This window comes from Rhodococcus sovatensis (assembly GCF_037327425.1).
In the GTDB taxonomy this organism is placed as follows: Bacteria; Actinomycetota; Actinomycetes; order Mycobacteriales; family Mycobacteriaceae; genus Rhodococcoides; species Rhodococcoides sovatense.
In genome coordinates this window covers 3,232,327-3,248,774 of record NZ_CP147846.1, presented here as the reverse complement: position 1 = coordinate 3,248,774, position 16,448 = coordinate 3,232,327, and the positions used below count along the sequence as shown (strand labels likewise).

At 63.9% G+C, this 16,448-nt stretch carries 13 protein-coding genes; 11 read left to right on the top strand and 2 right to left on the bottom strand.

Annotated elements, in window-relative coordinates; translation table 11 throughout:
• The first annotated feature begins 42 nt into the window (after nucleotides 1-42).
• The gene (locus tag WDS16_RS14960; protein ID WP_338886034.1) at nucleotides 43-2,433 is read left to right on the top strand and encodes a phosphoketolase family protein; all 2,391 of its coding nucleotides are present in this window, start codon (nucleotides 43-45) and stop codon (nucleotides 2,431-2,433) included.
• Here WDS16_RS14960 and WDS16_RS14955 read toward each other — a convergent pair.
• Together WDS16_RS14955 and WDS16_RS14950 are read right to left on the bottom strand one after the other, a co-directional pair.
• Nucleotides 2,430-3,128, bottom strand: coding sequence for a DUF305 domain-containing protein (locus tag WDS16_RS14955; RefSeq protein ID WP_338886033.1), 699 nt, complete (start codon nucleotides 3,126-3,128; stop codon nucleotides 2,430-2,432). The genes WDS16_RS14960 and WDS16_RS14955 overlap by 4 nt on opposite strands.
• A complete protein-coding gene (locus WDS16_RS14950) occupies nucleotides 3,128-4,045 on the bottom strand; it encodes a DUF3105 domain-containing protein (RefSeq protein WP_338886032.1) in 918 nt (305 codons plus the stop codon). The genes WDS16_RS14955 and WDS16_RS14950 overlap by 1 nt, the downstream gene beginning before the upstream one ends.
• Nucleotides 4,046-4,244: 199 nt before the next feature.
• Here WDS16_RS14950 and argS point away from each other — a divergent pair, with 199 nt between their 5' ends.
• From argS to prmC, 10 genes are all read left to right on the top strand, one after another.
• The gene (gene argS / locus WDS16_RS14945) at nucleotides 4,245-5,897 is read left to right on the top strand and encodes an arginine--tRNA ligase (RefSeq protein ID WP_338886031.1); all 1,653 of its coding nucleotides are present in this window, start codon (nucleotides 4,245-4,247) and stop codon (nucleotides 5,895-5,897) included.
• Nucleotides 5,894-7,315 carry a diaminopimelate decarboxylase gene (gene lysA, locus WDS16_RS14940; protein ID WP_338886030.1) on the top strand — a complete coding sequence of 474 codons (1,422 nt, stop codon included), beginning with the start codon at nucleotides 5,894-5,896 and terminating at the stop codon, nucleotides 7,313-7,315. Before argS ends, lysA begins: the two co-directional genes overlap by 4 nt.
• Complete coding sequence (locus WDS16_RS14935; protein WP_338886029.1) at nucleotides 7,312-8,607, top strand: homoserine dehydrogenase; 1,296 nt, start codon at nucleotides 7,312-7,314, stop codon at nucleotides 8,605-8,607. The genes lysA and WDS16_RS14935 overlap by 4 nt, the downstream gene beginning before the upstream one ends.
• On the top strand, nucleotides 8,608-9,675 hold the full coding sequence (thrC, locus tag WDS16_RS14930; RefSeq protein ID WP_338886028.1) for a threonine synthase: 1,068 nt from the start codon (nucleotides 8,608-8,610) through the stop codon (nucleotides 9,673-9,675).
• 17 nt (nucleotides 9,676-9,692) lie between these two features.
• On the top strand, nucleotides 9,693-10,625 hold the full coding sequence (gene thrB, locus WDS16_RS14925) for a homoserine kinase (RefSeq protein ID WP_338886027.1): 933 nt from the start codon (nucleotides 9,693-9,695) through the stop codon (nucleotides 10,623-10,625).
• Between the two features lie 321 nt (nucleotides 10,626-10,946).
• The gene (gene rho / locus WDS16_RS14920; RefSeq protein ID WP_338886026.1) at nucleotides 10,947-13,082 is read left to right on the top strand and encodes a transcription termination factor Rho; all 2,136 of its coding nucleotides are present in this window, start codon (nucleotides 10,947-10,949) and stop codon (nucleotides 13,080-13,082) included.
• Between the two features lie 181 nt (nucleotides 13,083-13,263).
• The gene (gene rpmE / locus WDS16_RS14915) at nucleotides 13,264-13,497 is read left to right on the top strand and encodes a 50S ribosomal protein L31 (RefSeq protein WP_072807073.1); all 234 of its coding nucleotides are present in this window, start codon (nucleotides 13,264-13,266) and stop codon (nucleotides 13,495-13,497) included.
• A gap of 92 nt (nucleotides 13,498-13,589) precedes the next feature.
• A complete protein-coding gene (gene prfA / locus WDS16_RS14910; RefSeq protein ID WP_338886025.1) occupies nucleotides 13,590-14,669 on the top strand; it encodes a peptide chain release factor 1 in 1,080 nt (359 codons plus the stop codon).
• 41 nt (nucleotides 14,670-14,710) lie between these two features.
• Nucleotides 14,711-15,496, top strand: a complete 786-nt coding sequence (locus WDS16_RS14905; RefSeq protein WP_338886024.1) for an SHOCT domain-containing protein — start codon at nucleotides 14,711-14,713, stop codon at nucleotides 15,494-15,496.
• A 41-nt stretch (nucleotides 15,497-15,537) separates the two neighbouring features.
• Nucleotides 15,538-16,422: a peptide chain release factor N(5)-glutamine methyltransferase gene (gene prmC / locus WDS16_RS14900; RefSeq protein WP_338886023.1), complete on the top strand. Its 885-nt coding sequence runs from the start codon at nucleotides 15,538-15,540 to the stop codon at nucleotides 16,420-16,422.
• The last annotated feature ends 26 nt before the right edge of the window (nucleotides 16,423-16,448 follow it).

The window sequence follows — 16,448 nt, the reverse complement described above, 5'->3', positions numbered from 1 at the left end:
TAGAGAGGAGAGTCGAGGGATGTATGTAAGGAAGGGACGCCTGTGACCGATCACGAGTACTCGACCGAAGCCCTCGATCTCGACCTCGCGTGGTGGGCCGCCGCGAACTACCTGACCGTGGCCCAGATCTACTTGAAGGACAACACCCTGCTGCGCGAGCCTCTGGACGCCTCGCACATCAAGCCTCGGCTGCTCGGCCACTGGGGGACCAGTCCGTGTCTGTCGATGATCTACACGCTGCTGAACAGACACATCAAGGAGACCGACTCCGATTGGTTGTACGTCACCGGGCCAGGCCACGGTGGACCGGCGCTGGTTGCGTCGACGTACCTCGAAGGGACGTATTCCGAGATCTACCCGCACGTCGGGCCGGACGCCGCCGGAGTCCGACGGTTGTGCCGTCAATTCTCCGCTCCTGGCGGTATTCCTAGCCACGTCAGTGTCCAGACGCCAGGAAGTATCCACGAGGGCGGCGAGCTGGGGTACGCGCTGGTTCATGCGGGCGGTGCCGCATTCGATCGCCCCGACCTGACGATCGCCTGCGTCATCGGCGACGGCGAGGCCGAGACCGGACCGCTCGCTGGTTCGTGGAAGCTTCCTGCATTTCTCAACGCACGCCGAGACGGGGCGGTCCTGCCGATCCTCAACCTCAACGGAGCCAAGATCGCCGGGCCGACCGTCTTCGGGCGTAGCAGTGACGAGGACATCGTCGACTTCCTGCACGGTCAAGGATGGGACCCGGTCGTCGTATCGGGAACCGATCCCCGCGTCGTATTTCCCGAGTTGCTGCGGGTCCTGCGCGAATCGCACGAGAAGATTCGGCTCATCCAGACTGCTGCCCGCGACGGTGGCACGTCGGCACAAGCACGCTGGCCCGCGATCGTGCTGCGCACCCCGAAGGGATGGACGGGCCCACATACGGTCGATGGCGTTCTGGTGGAAGGAACCTTCCGAGCCCACCAGGTACCGCTGAGCGGAGTACGAACCAACCCGGAACACCTGGCCCAGCTGGAGGACTGGCTGCGGTCCTACCGTCCGGAAGAGCTGTTCGACGACGACGGAACCCTCGTGGCCGAACTTGCCGCGCTGGCTCCTGCGGGGGACAAGCGCATGGGATCGACGCCCTATGCCAACGGCGGCAGACTCCTTCAGCCGCTACGCATTCCGCCGCTCGAGAAGTATGAGATCCCGATCGAATCGCCGGGCAGTAGCTTCCACGAGACGACGCGGGTTCTCGGCGAACTGATGCGCGACATCTACGCCCAGAACGGTCGCGACGACGGCGGCGGCAACTTCCGACTGTTCTCCCCGGACGAGACGGCCAGCAATCGGCTGGCGGCAGTGTTCGAGCAGACAGATCGGTGCTGGCAGCTTCCTACCGAAGAGTGGGACGACCATCTCTCGCCCGACGGCCGGGTCATGGAGGTACTGAGCGAGCATCTGTGCGAGGGCTGGCTGGAGGGATACGTTCTCGCCGGTGGACACGGACTCTTCGCCAGCTACGAAGCGTTCGCGATGGTGAGCGTGTCCATGATGATCCAGCACGTCAAGTGGCTGCAGCATGCAGCTGATCTGGCGTGGCGCGAACCGGTGGCATCACTCAACGTGCTGCTGACGAGTACGTGCTGGCGAAACGATCACAACGGTTTCAGTCATCAGGGCCCAGGGATGATCGATGCCGCCATTCCGCTGTCGCCGGATGTCGTACGTATCTGGCTGCCGCCGGACTCGAACACGTTGTTGTCCATCTCCGACCATTGCTTCCGGAGTCGAGACCACGTCAATCTCATCGTCGTCGACAAACAGCCGCACCTGCAGTATCTGACTCTCGACGAGGCGAACAAGCACTGCGCCGCAGGGGCGTCGATCTGGCATTGGGCGGGGACCGAGACGGAGTCGGTCGGCAGCCCGACCGAGCCGGACATCGTGCTCGCCGCGGCAGGCGATGTTCCGACCCAGGAGATCCTGGCGGCAGCGCAGATTCTCCAGGAGTGGGTTCCGTACTTGAGGGTGCGAATGGTCAACGTCGTCGACCTGATGGCGTTGGTGACACCTGGCGATCATCCGCACGGCTTCTCGGAATCGACGTTCATCGACCTCTTCACGGCGGATACCGACGTCGTCTTCGCGTTTCACGGATACCCGCGGGCAGTGCACGAACTGTTGCACGGAAGGCCGAAAGTCGACCGCTTCCATGTGCGCGGCTTCAACGAACAGGGAACCACCACCACACCGTTCGACATGGTGGTGCTCAACAGGATGAGTCGATACCACCTCGTACTCGAAGCGCTACGGCGCTCGCGTCGTGTTCCGGAGAAGGGAAGCGAGCTCGTGGACTTCTGCAATTCCCAGCTGAAACGTCATGCGAGCTACGTCGTCGAGCACATGGAGGACATGCCCGAGGTGACCGATTGGACGTACACCCTCCATTAACTCGTCGGGAGGGGTTCGGCGCCCTTCTCGGCCAACATCTGGGTCATCAGTGTCGCCTCGCTCTGCTGGGTCGAGATCATCGACTGGGCGAGGCGCACGAGAGCCGGAGTTTCGGCATGGTCTGCCGCGTACTCCATCATCGACAGACCGCCCTGATGATGACGCAGCATCAACTGCAGGAACATCACGTCGACGTCCGGGCCGGTTGCCTGCCGGAGTGCGGCGAGTTCCTCCGTCGACGCCATCCCCGGCATCGCCGCGACGGATCCCGACTCTGCTGTATCTGCGGACATGGACATGGAATGCCCGTGATCGTCGGCCGACATCCACCCCATGTATCCGTCGGCGCCGACCGGGGCGCGATCCCAGAGCGCGAGCCACCCCTGCATCTGTCCGACTTGATTCTGCTGTGACGTCAGCATGTCGAACGCGAGGTTTCGGACGAGGGGATCCGACGCGTTGGTCAGCGCGATCGAGGACATGTCGATGGCTTGGTTGTGGTGCACCGACATGTCCTGCGCGAAGCCGACATCCACCGAGTCGGCCGCCGGCGTCGAGTCGTCACCGCCGAGAAAGTTGGTTCGGGCGAAGAACCCGAGCGCGAACCCGACCGTGAGCACGGCGATGACGCCGAGTGCGATCAGCGCGATGAGTTGTGGTCGTCCGACTTTCGTCGACCGTGACGGTTCCGACATCAGGGTGCGGGGGCCGGTGCTGCCGGCGCTTCGGCTGGTACCTGGATGTCGCTGGGGAGCTGGAGGCCCGAAGGCAGTCCGCCCATCCCCGACGTTTCACTGGTGTCCGGGGTGATCCCGCCCCCGTCCATCGGGACTGCATCTGCGCCGGGAGCCGACGCGTCGAACAGCGGTGGGTTGTCGGGATCGAATCCGCCGCCGGGCACCGTCGCGCAGCTCGCGCCGACCTCGGGGTACTGGTAGCGGTTGAGGCGAAGGGCGGAGATGAACTGATCGACTCGATCGTCGTCGACACTGTCCACCTTGAGCTGGTGGCCCCATGACTGCAGCGACACCGGAGTGTCCTGACCGGGATACGGCGACATCAACATGTAGGTCTCACCGTCGACCTTGTCGGCCAGTGTGGAAATCTCGTCCTCGGAGAGCTCGTCGGGGTTGTAGGTGATCCATACCGCGCCGTGCTCGAGGGAGTGGACCGCATTTTCGGTGCGGATCGCCTCGGGGTAGACGATGCCGGTGCAGGTGGCCCAGGTCGCGTCGTGCGGTCCACCGAACGGGGGAGTCTGGTCGTAGGCGACGCGCTGCGTCGGCGACACGTGCAGAGCTGCTTCGTAGGGCTGCACGGCGACGTCTGCGATCGACGTCGACGGATCCTGATTGCTCTCGCTCGGCTCCCATCGTTGGGCTTCGACGCGGTCCTGATACTTCGGGACGAGGTTGATGGCGAGGACGGCGATGAGGCCGATGACGATCGCGCCAGCGCCGACGGCGAACCAAGGGATCTGCCGACCCGTGGGCAGGCCGGACTTGCCCCTTGCGGGGACGCCGCCGCTCTTCTTCTTGGTTGCTTTCATTGCTTTGCTGGCTTTGGCTGCCGACTTCTTGTCCGGACCGCCGTTGTTGGAACCCGTAGGCATCGCTGTCGTCGCTCTTTCGGTTGTCGGAGGTGCACCGGGGCGCACACAAACTTCGTTCGGTCCGCGATTCGTGGCGACCTGTGATCGCAGAGCGTCCCTACTGTACGGTCCCGAGCTGAGCGCATCCTTTGAGGTGCCACAGCCGCCGAGACGACGTCAGTGGCAACTGGCTGGGTCCGAGACCATAGGATAGACACCTGTGACTCCCGCCGACCTTGCCGAACTACTACGCGCGACCGCTGCCACGGTGCTCGCCGACCGTAGTCTCGACGCGTCCGTACTGCCTGAAAAGGTGACGGTCGAACGTCCACGTAACCCCGAGCACGGCGATTACGCAACCAACGTCGCTCTGCAGATCGCCAAGAAGGCCGGTGCGAACCCCCGTGATTTCGCCGGCTGGCTTGCCGATGCCTTGACCGCGGACGCCTCGATTGCAAGCGCAGAAGTTGCTGGTCCAGGCTTTCTCAACATTCGCCTCGCCGCGGACGCGCAAGGCGCCATCGTCGCCCAGGCGCTGGCCGCAGGCTCAGCCTACGGATCCGCCGACGCGCTTGCAGGCAAGAAGATCAACCTCGAGTTCGTCTCGGCCAACCCGACCGGACCCATTCACCTCGGCGGTACTCGCTGGGCTGCCGTCGGCGACGCCCTCGGCCGGATCTTGTCGGCACAGGGAGCCGAGGTGGTACGCGAGTACTACTTCAACGATCACGGTGAACAGATCGATCGATTCAGCCGATCCCTGATTGCCGCGGCCAAGGGCGAACCCGCACCGGAGAACGGCTACGCAGGCGCATACATCGAAGAAATCGCGCAGCAGGTCGTTGCGAAGAGCCCGGAAGTTCTCGCCATGGCGCCGGTTCCGCAGGCGGAGACCTTCCGGTCGATCGGCGTCGAGCTCATGTTCGGTCAGATCAAGAAGAACCTTCACGAGTTCGGCGTCGACTTCGACGTCTACTTCCACGAGAATTCGTTGTTCGAATCCGGCGCAGTCGAGAAGAGCGTCGAGTACCTCAAGAACTCCGGAAGCCTCTACTCCGAGGACGGCGCCTGGTGGCTTCGCAGCACCGATTACGGCGACGACAAGGACCGAGTCGTCATCAAGAGCGACGGCAACGCCGCGTACATCGCCGGGGACATCGCCTATTTCCAGAACAAGCGTCAGCGCGGCTTCGACCTGTGCATCTATATGCTCGGCGCCGACCACCACGGGTACATCGGTCGGTTGAAGGCCGCAGCTGCAGCCTTCGGGGACGATCCGGACACGGTCGAGGTGTTGATCGGGCAGATGGTGAACCTGGTGCGCGACGGCGTCGCGGTCAAGATGAGCAAGCGTGCCGGCACCGTCATCACTCTCGACGACCTCGTGGACGCCATCGGCGTCGATGCCGCGCGGTACGTGCTCGTGCGTTCCTCGGTCGACTCGAGTATCGACATCGATCTCGCACTATGGGCGAGCGCGAGCAACGAGAACCCGGTGTACTACGTGCAGTACGCACATGCCCGCCTTGCGTCGTTGGCGCGAAACGCAGCGGAACTCGGCATCAGCGCAGACGACCCCGACCTGAGCTTGCTGGTGCACGAGCAGGAAGGCGAGCTGATCAGAACTATCGGCGACTACCCTCGCGTCGTGGCCAGCGCAGCCAACCTGCGTGAACCTCACCGGATCGCGCGCTATCTGGAAGAGTTGGCCGGTGCCTACCATCGGTTCTACGGCGCTTGCCGAGTACTTCCACAAGGAGACGAGGAGCCAGGTCCTGTGAACACTGCCCGTTTGGCGTTGGGCAACGCGACCCGGCAGGTGCTGGCCAATGGCCTCGCCCTGCTCGGCGTCAGTGCACCGGAGCGCATGTGAGCGCCCATCCGGCGGGTCCGAAACACGCGGACGCGCCTACGAAGGAAGCGACACAGGAACGGCCGAAGTCGGCGTCGGAGATGACGGCGCTACCTGCGCACGTCTTTCCACGTCATGCCCGCCGCGGCGACGACGGTGTGGTGACGTTGGCAGGTGTGCCGGTCACCGAACTGGCAGCCGAGTACGGAACCCCGCTCTTCGTGATCGACGAGGACGATTTCCGCTCACGTGCGCGGGAAATGGCCGAGGCATTCGGCGACCCCGCGCGCGTGCACTACGCATCGAAGGCGTTTCTGTGCGGTGAAATCGCACGCTGGGTCGCCGACGAAGGGCTCTCGCTCGACATCTGTTCCGGCGGCGAACTCGGTATCGCACTCGCTGCCGGGTTCCCGGCCGAGCGAATTGCTATGCACGGCAACAACAAGTCGGTCGACGAGCTGACCGCAGGTGTGCGCGCGGGCGTCGAACACGTCGTGCTCGACTCCATGATCGAGATCGATCGGCTCGACGCCGTCGCCGGTGAACTCAGCGCCGTGCAGGACGTCCTTGTTCGTGTGACGGTCGGCGTCGAAGCGCACACTCACGAATTCATCGCCACCGCACACGAGGATCAGAAGTTCGGGTTCTCGCTTGCCGACGGCTCGGCTCTCGAAGCCATCCGGCGCGTCTTCGCTGCGGGCAACCTGCGTCTGGTCGGGTTGCACAGTCATATCGGTTCGCAGATCTTCGAGGTGGACGGTTTCGAACTGGCGGCGCACAAGCTGATCGGCTTGTTGCGGGACGTCGTCTCGGAGTTCGGTGTCGACAAGACTTCGCAGATTTCCACCATCGACCTCGGTGGCGGGATGGGCATTTCGTATGTGCCGAGCGATGATCCACCGCCGATAGACGAACTGGCGGCGAAGCTGAAGTCCATCGTCGCAACCGAGTCGGCACAGGTCGGCCTTCCGGTGCCGAACGTCGACGTCGAGCCCGGTCGCGCCATCGCCGGGCCGGGCACGGTGACGTTGTACGAGGTGGGCACGATCAAGGACGTGACGGTCGACGCGACGACGCGACGACGGTACGTGAGTGTCGACGGTGGGATGAGCGACAACATTCGCACCTCCCTCTACCAAGCCGAGTACGACTGCCGACTGGTCTCTCGTGACAGTGATGCCGATGCAGTTCTTGCCCGCGTAGTCGGAAAGCACTGTGAGAGTGGCGATATCGTCATCAAGAATACCTGGATGCCGGAAGATGTCGGCCCAGGGGACTTGTTGGCCGTCGCCGCTACCGGTGCGTACTGCTATTCGATGTCCAGTCGCTACAACTTGCTGACCCGTCCGGCGGTCGTAGCGGTGAAAGACGGAAAGTCCCGGCTCGTCCTGCGCCGGGAGACACTGGAAGATTTGCTCAGCTTGGAGGTGCAGCCATGACTACGAAGCCGATAGGAATCGCCGTTCTCGGTCTCGGTAACGTCGGAAGCGAAGTCGTCCGAATCCTCACCGAGAACGCCGAGGATCTCGCTGCGAGAGTCGGTGCGCCGCTGGAAATTCGAGGCATCGCCGTTCGTCGCGTCGACGGCAAGCGCGGCGTCGACGCCGCGCTGCTCACCGACGATCCCGAGTCGCTCGTCAACCGGGACGACGTCGACATCGTCGTCGAGGTTCTCGGCGGAATCGACGTTCCCCGCAAGCTCATCCTCGCTGCCCTCGAAAAGGGCAAGTCCGTCGTGACGGCGAACAAAGCCTTGCTCGCGGAGTACACGGGCGAACTCAACGAGGCAGCCGAGAAGTCCCGCGCGGATCTGTATTTCGAGGCGGCAGTTGCCGGAGCGATCCCGGTCGTCCGTCCACTGATGCAGTCCCTCGCCGGGGACCGGGTGACCAAGGTCGCCGGCATCGTCAACGGCACCACGAACTTCATCCTCTCCGCGATGGACGAAACCGGAGCCGACTACGCGGAAACTCTCGTCGAAGCGGGCCGTCTTGGCTACGCGGAAGCCGACCCGACGGCCGACGTCGAGGGCTACGACGCCGCATCCAAGGCCGCGATCCTCGCGTCCATCGCGTTCCACACCCGTGTCACCGCAGGGGATGTGTACCGCGAGGGCATCAGCAACATCACCTCGGCGGACCTGGAGACTGCACGTTCGCTCGACTGCACGATCAAATTGCTGGCCATCTGCGAACGCATCACGACGCCCAAGGGGAAAGAGCGGATCTCCGCTCGGGTCTACCCGGCCCTCGTGCCGCGCGACCACCCGCTCGCGACGGTCAACGGCGCGTTCAATGCCGTCGTTGTGGAAGCCGAAGCGGCAGGCCGGTTGATGTTCTACGGACAGGGTGCCGGCGGTTCGCCGACGGCTTCTGCCGTACTCGGTGACCTGGTCATGGCCGCCCGCAACAAGTTCTACGGGGGCCGTGGGCCGCTGGAGTCGAAGTACGCCAAGCTCAAGATCGCGCCGATGGGTGACATCTCGACCCGCTACTACGTCAGCATGGAGGTCGCCGACAAGCCGGGAGTTCTTGCGACCGTTGCTGCGGAGTTCTCCAAGCGCGACGTCAGTATCTCCACTGTTCGCCAGTCGGGTGCGGGTGAGGGTGCGCGTCTGGTGGTCGTGACGCACCTTGCTGCGGATTCTGCTCTGTCCGAAACTGTTTCGGCGTTGGACAAGCTCGACGTCGTCACCTCTGTAGCCAGTGTTCTGAGATTGGAAGGCACATAAATGACCGTGCACACCCCATGGCCGGGTCTGATCGAGGCGTATCGTGAGCGTCTTGCGATCGGCCCGAATTGGAAGACTGTCACCCTGCTCGAGGGCGGAACTCCGCTGATCCACGCGGAACGGTTGTCCGAGATCACGGGCTGCGAGGTTCATCTCAAGGTCGAAGGTCTCAACCCGACCGGTTCCTTCAAGGACCGCGGGATGACGATGGCGGTCACCGACGCACTCGCGCGCGGTCAGGAAGCTGTTCTCTGCGCGTCGACGGGCAACACGTCTGCCTCTGCTGCCGCCTATGCCGCCAAAGCGGGTATGGGCTGCGCCGTTCTCGTTCCCCAGGGCAAGATCGCGATGGGCAAGCTGGCTCAGGCGGTCATGCACGGCGCCAAGATCATTCAGGTTCAGGGTAACTTCGACGACTGCCTCGAACTTGCGAGGAAGACAACAGCGGAGTTTCCGACCATCGGGCTGGTCAACTCGGTCAACCCGGTCCGGATCGAAGGGCAGAAGACTGCGGCCTTCGAGATCTGCGACGCTCTCGGAAACGCACCGGACGTGCACGCGCTTCCGGTCGGTAACGCGGGCAACATCACGGCCTACTGGCGCGGCTACTCGGAGTACTTCCGAGATGGGCTGACCACGGTCAAACCGCGGATGCTCGGCGTCCAGGCCGCAGGTGCGGCGCCGCTGGTTCACGGTGCGCCGGTGAAGGACCCGGAGACCATTGCAACTGCCATTCGCATCGGCTCGCCCGCTTCGTGGAATGGCGCAGTAGCGGCCAAGGAGGAGTCGGGCGGCGCGTTCCGTGCTGCAACCGACGAGGAGATACTCGAGGCCTACCGCCTGGTGGCGAAGTCCGAGGGCGTCTTCGTCGAACCTGCGTCGGCTGCCTCCATCGCGGGGCTGCTCGCCGCGCGGAAGGAAGGCTGGCTGGACAGCGGCCTACGCGTCGTGTGCACGGTGACGGGTAACGGTTTGAAGGATCCCGACACCGCCTTGTCCGGAATGCCTGTGGTCGAGCCGATCCCGGTCGACCCCGTTGCCGTGGCATCTGCGCTCGAGTTGGCGTAGTGGCAGAGTCCCAGGCCATGACGACAACACTGCCGCTGGGGTTGACGGTCACTGCGCGTGTTCCTGCGTCGAGCGCCAACCTCGGGCCCGGGTTCGACACACTGGGAATCGCACTCGGTCTCTACGACGAGATTCGAGTCACCACCACAGCGTCCGGACTCAGTATTCACGTCGAAGGCGAGGGCGCCGAGGATGTTCCCTGGGGGCCCTCGCATCTCGTCGTCCGTGCGATCGAGCGCGGCCTGGAGGCGGCTGGAGTGTGGGCGGATGGCCTGGATGTCGTGTGCAGCAACGTAATTCCGCATTCCCGTGGACTCGGGTCGTCTGCGTCCGCGGTGGTCGGCGGCTTGGCCGCCGCCAACGGATTGGCGGCCAAGCTCGATCCGGCGTTTGCCTTGACCGACCAGCAGTTGGTGCAACTGTCCTCGGAATTCGAAGGGCACCCCGACAATGCATCGGCGAGTGTGCTCGGCGGTGCGGTTGTGTCGTGGAGCGAGCCTGCAAGCGACAGCGGCGCGCAGCGAATCTACTCGGCGGTGAGATTGCCGGTTCATCCCGACATTCATGTCGTCGCACTCGTTCCAGCGGAGCGGTCGTCGACCTCGCACACGCGCGGACTGCTACCCGAGTTGGTGCCGCATCGTGATGCTGCATTCAACGTCAGTCGAAGTGCGCTCGCCGTTGTGGCTTTGACCCAGAGGCCGGACCTGCTGATCCCGGCTACCGAGGACATGCTGCATCAGGGGCAGCGGTCGAGCGCCCTACCCGCGGCGACGAAATGGATCACCGCCCTTCGATCGCGAGGAATCGCTGCGGTCCTGTCCGGCGCGGGCCCGACGGTGCTTGCACTCTGCGTAGCGCCATTCCCGGCGGACCTGAAGGAGCAAGCGTCAAGCGAGGGGATTCGCGTCCTCGAACTCGACGTGGCAGACGGTGTCTGCACGTCGTGAGTGACTCCGGTGTGACTCGCCGGTAGCCGGTTCTTGCCGACCGCGATGATCGACGCTATCCTGAGGGTCGTCCGTACAACGTGCGCTTCAGACGCCGGTTTTCACCAGGGCAATCTCGTCATCGTATTCGGGGGAATTCACGTCCGAGTCCACTGACGCTCCTGGCTTCGACCCTCCGTAGCCTTTAATACGGATTCGGGTCGGTCGTCCGTCGGAAGTAATTCGATCGTGAACGGCAATATCCGTGCTCGAAAGAGATTCGAGCTACGGAAACGAACCCTCGACTGCGCAGACTGCGAGTGAGGGAAGGAAAGGACCTCCGTGACCGATACGGAACTGATCTCTGCGCCCGAAAAGACGCGACGCGGAGCTGGCCTGTCCGGAATGGTGCTCACCGAGCTGCGTAGTCTCGCGGGCGAACTCGGCATCAAAAGCATCTCCGGCATGCGTAAAGGCGATCTGATCGCCGCCATTTCTGCACGTCAAGGCGGTGGTGCGGCGGCAACAACCGATGCACCCAAGGCCCCTCGACGTAGTGCAGCCGACAAGACTCGCGCTCAGGAGTCCGTGACTCCGACCGCCGTGACTCCGACCGCCGTGACTCCGACCGCCGTGACTCCGGCGCCCGAGACGAGCTCGAAAGCTACATCTGAATCAAGCGTGGACGATGCGACGGACACACCTCGTCGCACGCGCAGTCGGCGTACCGCAGGTCGTAGGGCAGGCGCTCCCGACCAGCTCCCGCTCGACGAGACCGCAGCCGCTGCCGACTCTGCTGCCGCTGCCGACTCTGCGCCCGCCGCGACTCCTGACTCCCAGCCCACGGGTGCGGACGCAGGAGACGCTGCGTCCAACGAGCGGCCGCGACGTGGCCGTGCCGACCGTGAGAATCGGAATTCGACCGACGGTAACGACGGCGCTCGCGGAAACCGTGGGGACGCTGGAAACCGTGGTGACGCTGGAAACCGGGGCGAGAACTCCGACAACGACGGCAACCGTTCCGAGGGCGGGCGCAACGAGCGCACCCGCGGCGAGCGCAACCGCGACAACCGCGGTGAAGGCAACCGTGGTGAGAGCAACCGGGGTGACGGCAACCGCAACCGGAATCAGAACCAGAACGACTCTCGTGGGGACGACCGCAACAACAACGGTCCCCGAGACAACCGCGACAACCGTGACAACTCCGAGGACGACGGCGATGGCCGTGGCCGCAGGGGACGCAGGTTCCGTGAGCGTCGTCGTGGGCGTGACCGCGGTGAAGGCGGCGGTGGCGGCGGTGGAAACGAGCGCGAGCCCGAGATCCGCGACGACGACGTATTGCAGCCGGTAGCGGGCATTCTCGATGTGCTCGACAACTACGCTTTCGTGCGCACCTCCGGTTACCTCGCGGGATCGAACGACGTATACGTCTCGATGAACCTCGTGCGGAAGAACGGTCTACGCCGCGGCGACGCCGTGACCGGTGCTGTTCGTGTCGCTCGTGAAGGTGAGCAGTCGAATCAGCGACAGAAGTTCAACCCGCTCGTTCGACTGGACACCGTCAACGGTGGTGATGTCGAGACTGCGCGCAAGCGTCCAGAGTTCGGCAAGCTCACCCCGCTGTATCCGAACCAGCGGCTGCGGTTGGAGACGACGCCGAACATTCTGACCACTCGCATCATCGACCTGGTCATGCCGATCGGCAAGGGTCAGCGCGCACTGATCGTCAGCCCGCCGAAGGCCGGTAAGACGAGCGTTCTGCAGGCGATCGCCAACGCGATCTCGGTCAACAATCCCGAGTGCTACCTGATGGTCGTCCTGGTCGACGAGCGTCCGGAAGAGGTCACCGACATGCAGCGCTCGGTGAAGGGCGAGGTCATCGCCTCGACGTTCGACCGTCCGCCAGGTGACCACACGGCAGTCGCCGAACTCGCGATCGAGCGTGCGAAGCGTCTCGTCGAAGCAGGTCAGGACGTCGTCGTGTTGCTCGACTCGATCACTCGATTGGGTCGTGCGTACAACAACAGTTCGCCTGCGTCGGGCCGAATCCTGTCCGGTGGTGTCGATTCGACGGCGCTGTACCCGCCGAAGCGTTTCCTCGGCGCTGCCCGCAACATCGAGAACGGTGGATCGCTCACCATCATCGCGACGGCCATGGTCGAGACCGGTTCCACCGGTGACACCGTGATCTTCGAGGAGTTCAAGGGCACCGGCAACGCCGAGCTCAAGCTCGATCGCAAGATCGCCGAGCGGCGTGTGTTCCCGGCTGTGGACATCAACCCGTCGAGCACCCGTCACGACGAGTTGCTGCTGAGTCCCGACGAGATGGCCGTGGTGCACAAACTCCGCCGCGTTCTGTCGGGTCTCGACTCGCATCAGGCAATCGATCTGTTGGTCGATCGCTTGAAGAAGACCAAGAGCAACGTCGAGTTCCTGATCCAGGTGTCGAAGACCGCGCCCGGCGCGCTCGACGACTGACCATCTGGTTTCCAGCGCGGGAACAAGCCGACAGGTGCGGGTGTTGAGGCACCTGTCGGTGAGGGAATGAAGACGATTAGCAGGTCGGAAGACCTCTCTGGCATACTGAACGGCCGAGTCCGGTTCCGGTTCACGCTCTCGATTGGCGAGGGCGACCCGGCGACCATCTGAAAGGGACACCATGAAGGCAGGAATTCACCCCGACTACACACTGACCACGGTTGTGTGCGGTTGCGGCAATACTTTCGAGACCCACAGCACCACCGACAAAGACCGGATCAACGTCGAGGTCTGCTCGCAGTGCCACCCGTTCTACACGGGCAAGCAGAAGATTCTCGACACCGGTGGTCGCGTTGCGCGCTTCGAGGCTCGCTACGGAAAGCGTGCCGGCAAGAAGGCTGACGCCGACAGCTAGCTTTTCTCCCGACGCCCGTCCTGTGATGTCTACAGGGCGGGCGTCGGCTTTTGTATATATGGACTTCTCGAGCACTAGAGCGGAGCGCACCAATGGCGAGGACGACGAAGCCTTCGGCCATCGACGACATTCTGGCCGAGCATTCGGGCCTGGAACAGCAGCTCGCCGACCCTGCCTTGCACAACGATCCGGCGGCGGCGCGGCGTGCAGGCAAGCGATTCGCCGAACTCGCCCCGATCATGTCGGTTCACGGGAAACTCACGTCCGCTCAGGACGATCTCGCCGCAGCGCGCGAGTTGGGCGCCGACGATGCGTCCTTCGCCGCGGAGGTTCCTGAACTCGAAGCGACTGTGGTGGCACTCGAACAGACGCTCGCCGACCTTCTTGCTCCGCGTGATCCGCACGATGGTGACGACATCGTGATGGAGGTCAAATCCGGTGAGGGCGGCGAGGAATCGGCGCTGTTCGCCGCCGACCTTGCCAGAATGTATGTGCGCTACGCCGAGCGTCGCGGGTGGCGAGTCGAAATCCTCGACGCCAATGTCTCCGATCTCGGCGGCTACAAGGACGCGACCTTGTCCATCAAGGCAAAAGGTAGTTCGCTCGACGGTGTCTGGGCCCGACTGAAGTTCGAGGGGGGCGTGCACCGCGTCCAGCGAGTGCCCGTGACCGAATCACAGGGTCGAGTGCACACGTCCGCAGCCGGAATTCTGGTCTACCCAGAGCCCGACGAGGTCGAGGAAGTACAGATCGACGAGACCGACCTCCGGATCGATGTCTATCGGTCGTCCGGCAAGGGCGGGCAGGGCGTCAACACGACCGACTCCGCAGTGCGGATCACCCACTTGCCCACAGGGATCGTCGTCACCTGTCAGAACGAGCGCTCGCAGCTGCAGAACAAGGCGCGTGCGATGCAGGTCCTCGCAGCGCGACTGCAAGCTGCGGCCGAGGAAGCTGCCGACGAAGAAGCGGCAGCCGGGCGAGCGAGTCAGGTTCGCACCGTCGACCGCTCCGAGCGCATTCGCACTTACAACTATCCGGAGAACCGCATCACCGATCATCGGATCGGCTACAAGTCGCATAACCTGGACGCCGTACTCGATGGTGAGCTCGATGCGTTGCTCGACGCCCTTGCCAAGGCTGACCGAGACGCGCGGATGCAAGCCGAATAATCCGCTCCACGCACGGGCCTAAGCGCACAGGAAAGGTGCCGATGTACCAGGAACTGACACCCGCGGGTGAGAACGCAGTTGCGGAGTTGGCCGGCCGGTACGGCGTCTCCACCGCAGCAGTGCGCACGATGCTCGATGCCGTCAACGCCGGTCGTGGAACGATGGCACAGTTCAACGTCCCCGAGCTCGGCGGCGGGGGACAGTGGATGCGCGGGGGGATGACAATGGTCGGCAACATGTTCGACCACGGACTCAAAGCACGCGTCGACGGATTGTGCCGCGACCTGTCCGAGTTGCTGGCGAACCAGCAGGTCTATCCGCCAGCGCAATCGAGTTCGGGATTCGGCTCGAGCTGGTGGCCGAGCGATCTCGGCAGTCCCAGTTCCAGCGGCGGGCAGAACGGTTCGCAGTACGCCTATTTCCCTGGTTCGCGACGTCTCGCGGTGCTGGCCAACGGTCGCCTGTCGATCTACGACACACTGGATCACTCGATCGGTGGCGTACAACAACAGCAGGGTGGCGGCCCGGGCTCGTTGGAATTCACCAGTCAGTACGGCACGTTCACCGCTGCGAGCCTGCCCTTGGTCGATCCTTCGCAGTCGGCACAAGGCCCATCTCGAACACCCGAACAAGCTCCGGCGCCCTCACCGGCGCCATCCAATTTTCAGCCGCGGCCGTCCGCTGTCTCCGAGCCGGGTTCCCCCGGTGGCATGAACATCGACGAGGTCACCTCGGCCATCGAGTCGCTCGCATCTCTGCACAACAAGGGCATCCTGACCGACGACGAGTTCTTCACCAAGAAGGCCGAGCTTCTGAAGCGAATCTGACGCATGCACGGCGCGTCGGTACGGCATGGCACGCTGTAGTGGTGACTCGGAAACCGCTTCGCTTGGCCATTCTGGAAGCAACCGCGACCCTGGAGGCGGCTGGTGTGCCCAGCGCCAGGGTCGACGCCGAATTGCTCGCCTCGCACATCGTCGGCGTCGAGCGCGGACGTCTCGGACTCGTTCCCCTCGTCGAACCCGAGGTGATCGAGGCGTACTACCGGACCGTCGAGCAGCGCGCCAAGCGAATTCCGTTGCAGTACATCACCGGAACGACGGCACTGGGCAACATCGACGTCGAAGTAGGGCCGGGAGTGTTCGTTCCGCGCCCTGAGACCGAACTTCTGCTCGGCTGGGCACTTGCATTCGTGGAAGGTGTCGATCGGAAGCCGCCGGTCATCCTCGATCTGTGTACCGGCTCGGGTGCTCTCGCGCTCGCGTTGGCCAACGCGAGGCCCGACGCACAGGTCCACGCCGTCGAGCTCGATCCGTCTGCGTTGGCGTGGGCTCGCCGCAACGCGGACCTCCGCGCCGAACTCGGTGACACTCCGATCACGCTGCACCACGGGGATGTCACGGACCGCGACCTACTGACCGAGCTCGACGGTCGGGTGGATGTCATCGTCGCCAACCCGCCGTACATTCCCGAGGGCGCCGAGTTGGAGCCGGAGGTGTTCGAGCACGATCCGCATCTGGCTCTTTTCGGCGGCTCCGACGGACTCTCGGTCATCGAGCCGATGATTGGCAACATCGCGCGGTGGCTCGCCGTCGGTGGGGGAGTGGGTGTCGAACACGATGATTCACACGGCGAGCGGGTTGCAGCGTTGTTCGAACGGCGACGTGTGTTCACCGATGTCGTCGAGCATCCCGATTTGTCCGGCCGTCCGCGGTTCGTCGTCGCGTCACGGGCGGTCTCCGCGGACAGTTAGTCCGATCGTCTGTGCAGTCGATCCGG

Coding starts and splice junctions, on each gene's coding strand:
- WDS16_RS14955 (WP_338886033.1), bottom strand. CDS start 3,128: ATGTCGGAACCGTCACGGTCGACGAAAGTCGGACGACCACAACTCATC.
- WDS16_RS14950 (WP_338886032.1), bottom strand. CDS start 4,045: ATGCCTACGGGTTCCAACAACGGCGGTCCGGACAAGAAGTCGGCAGCC.
- WDS16_RS14935 (WP_338886029.1), top strand. CDS start 7,312: ATGACTACGAAGCCGATAGGAATCGCCGTTCTCGGTCTCGGTAACGTC.
- thrC (WP_338886028.1), top strand. CDS start 8,608: ATGACCGTGCACACCCCATGGCCGGGTCTGATCGAGGCGTATCGTGAG.
- thrB (WP_338886027.1), top strand. CDS start 9,693: ATGACGACAACACTGCCGCTGGGGTTGACGGTCACTGCGCGTGTTCCT.
- rpmE (WP_072807073.1), top strand. CDS start 13,264: ATGAAGGCAGGAATTCACCCCGACTACACACTGACCACGGTTGTGTGC.
- prfA (WP_338886025.1), top strand. CDS start 13,590: ATGGCGAGGACGACGAAGCCTTCGGCCATCGACGACATTCTGGCCGAG.
- WDS16_RS14905 (WP_338886024.1), top strand. CDS start 14,711: ATGTACCAGGAACTGACACCCGCGGGTGAGAACGCAGTTGCGGAGTTG.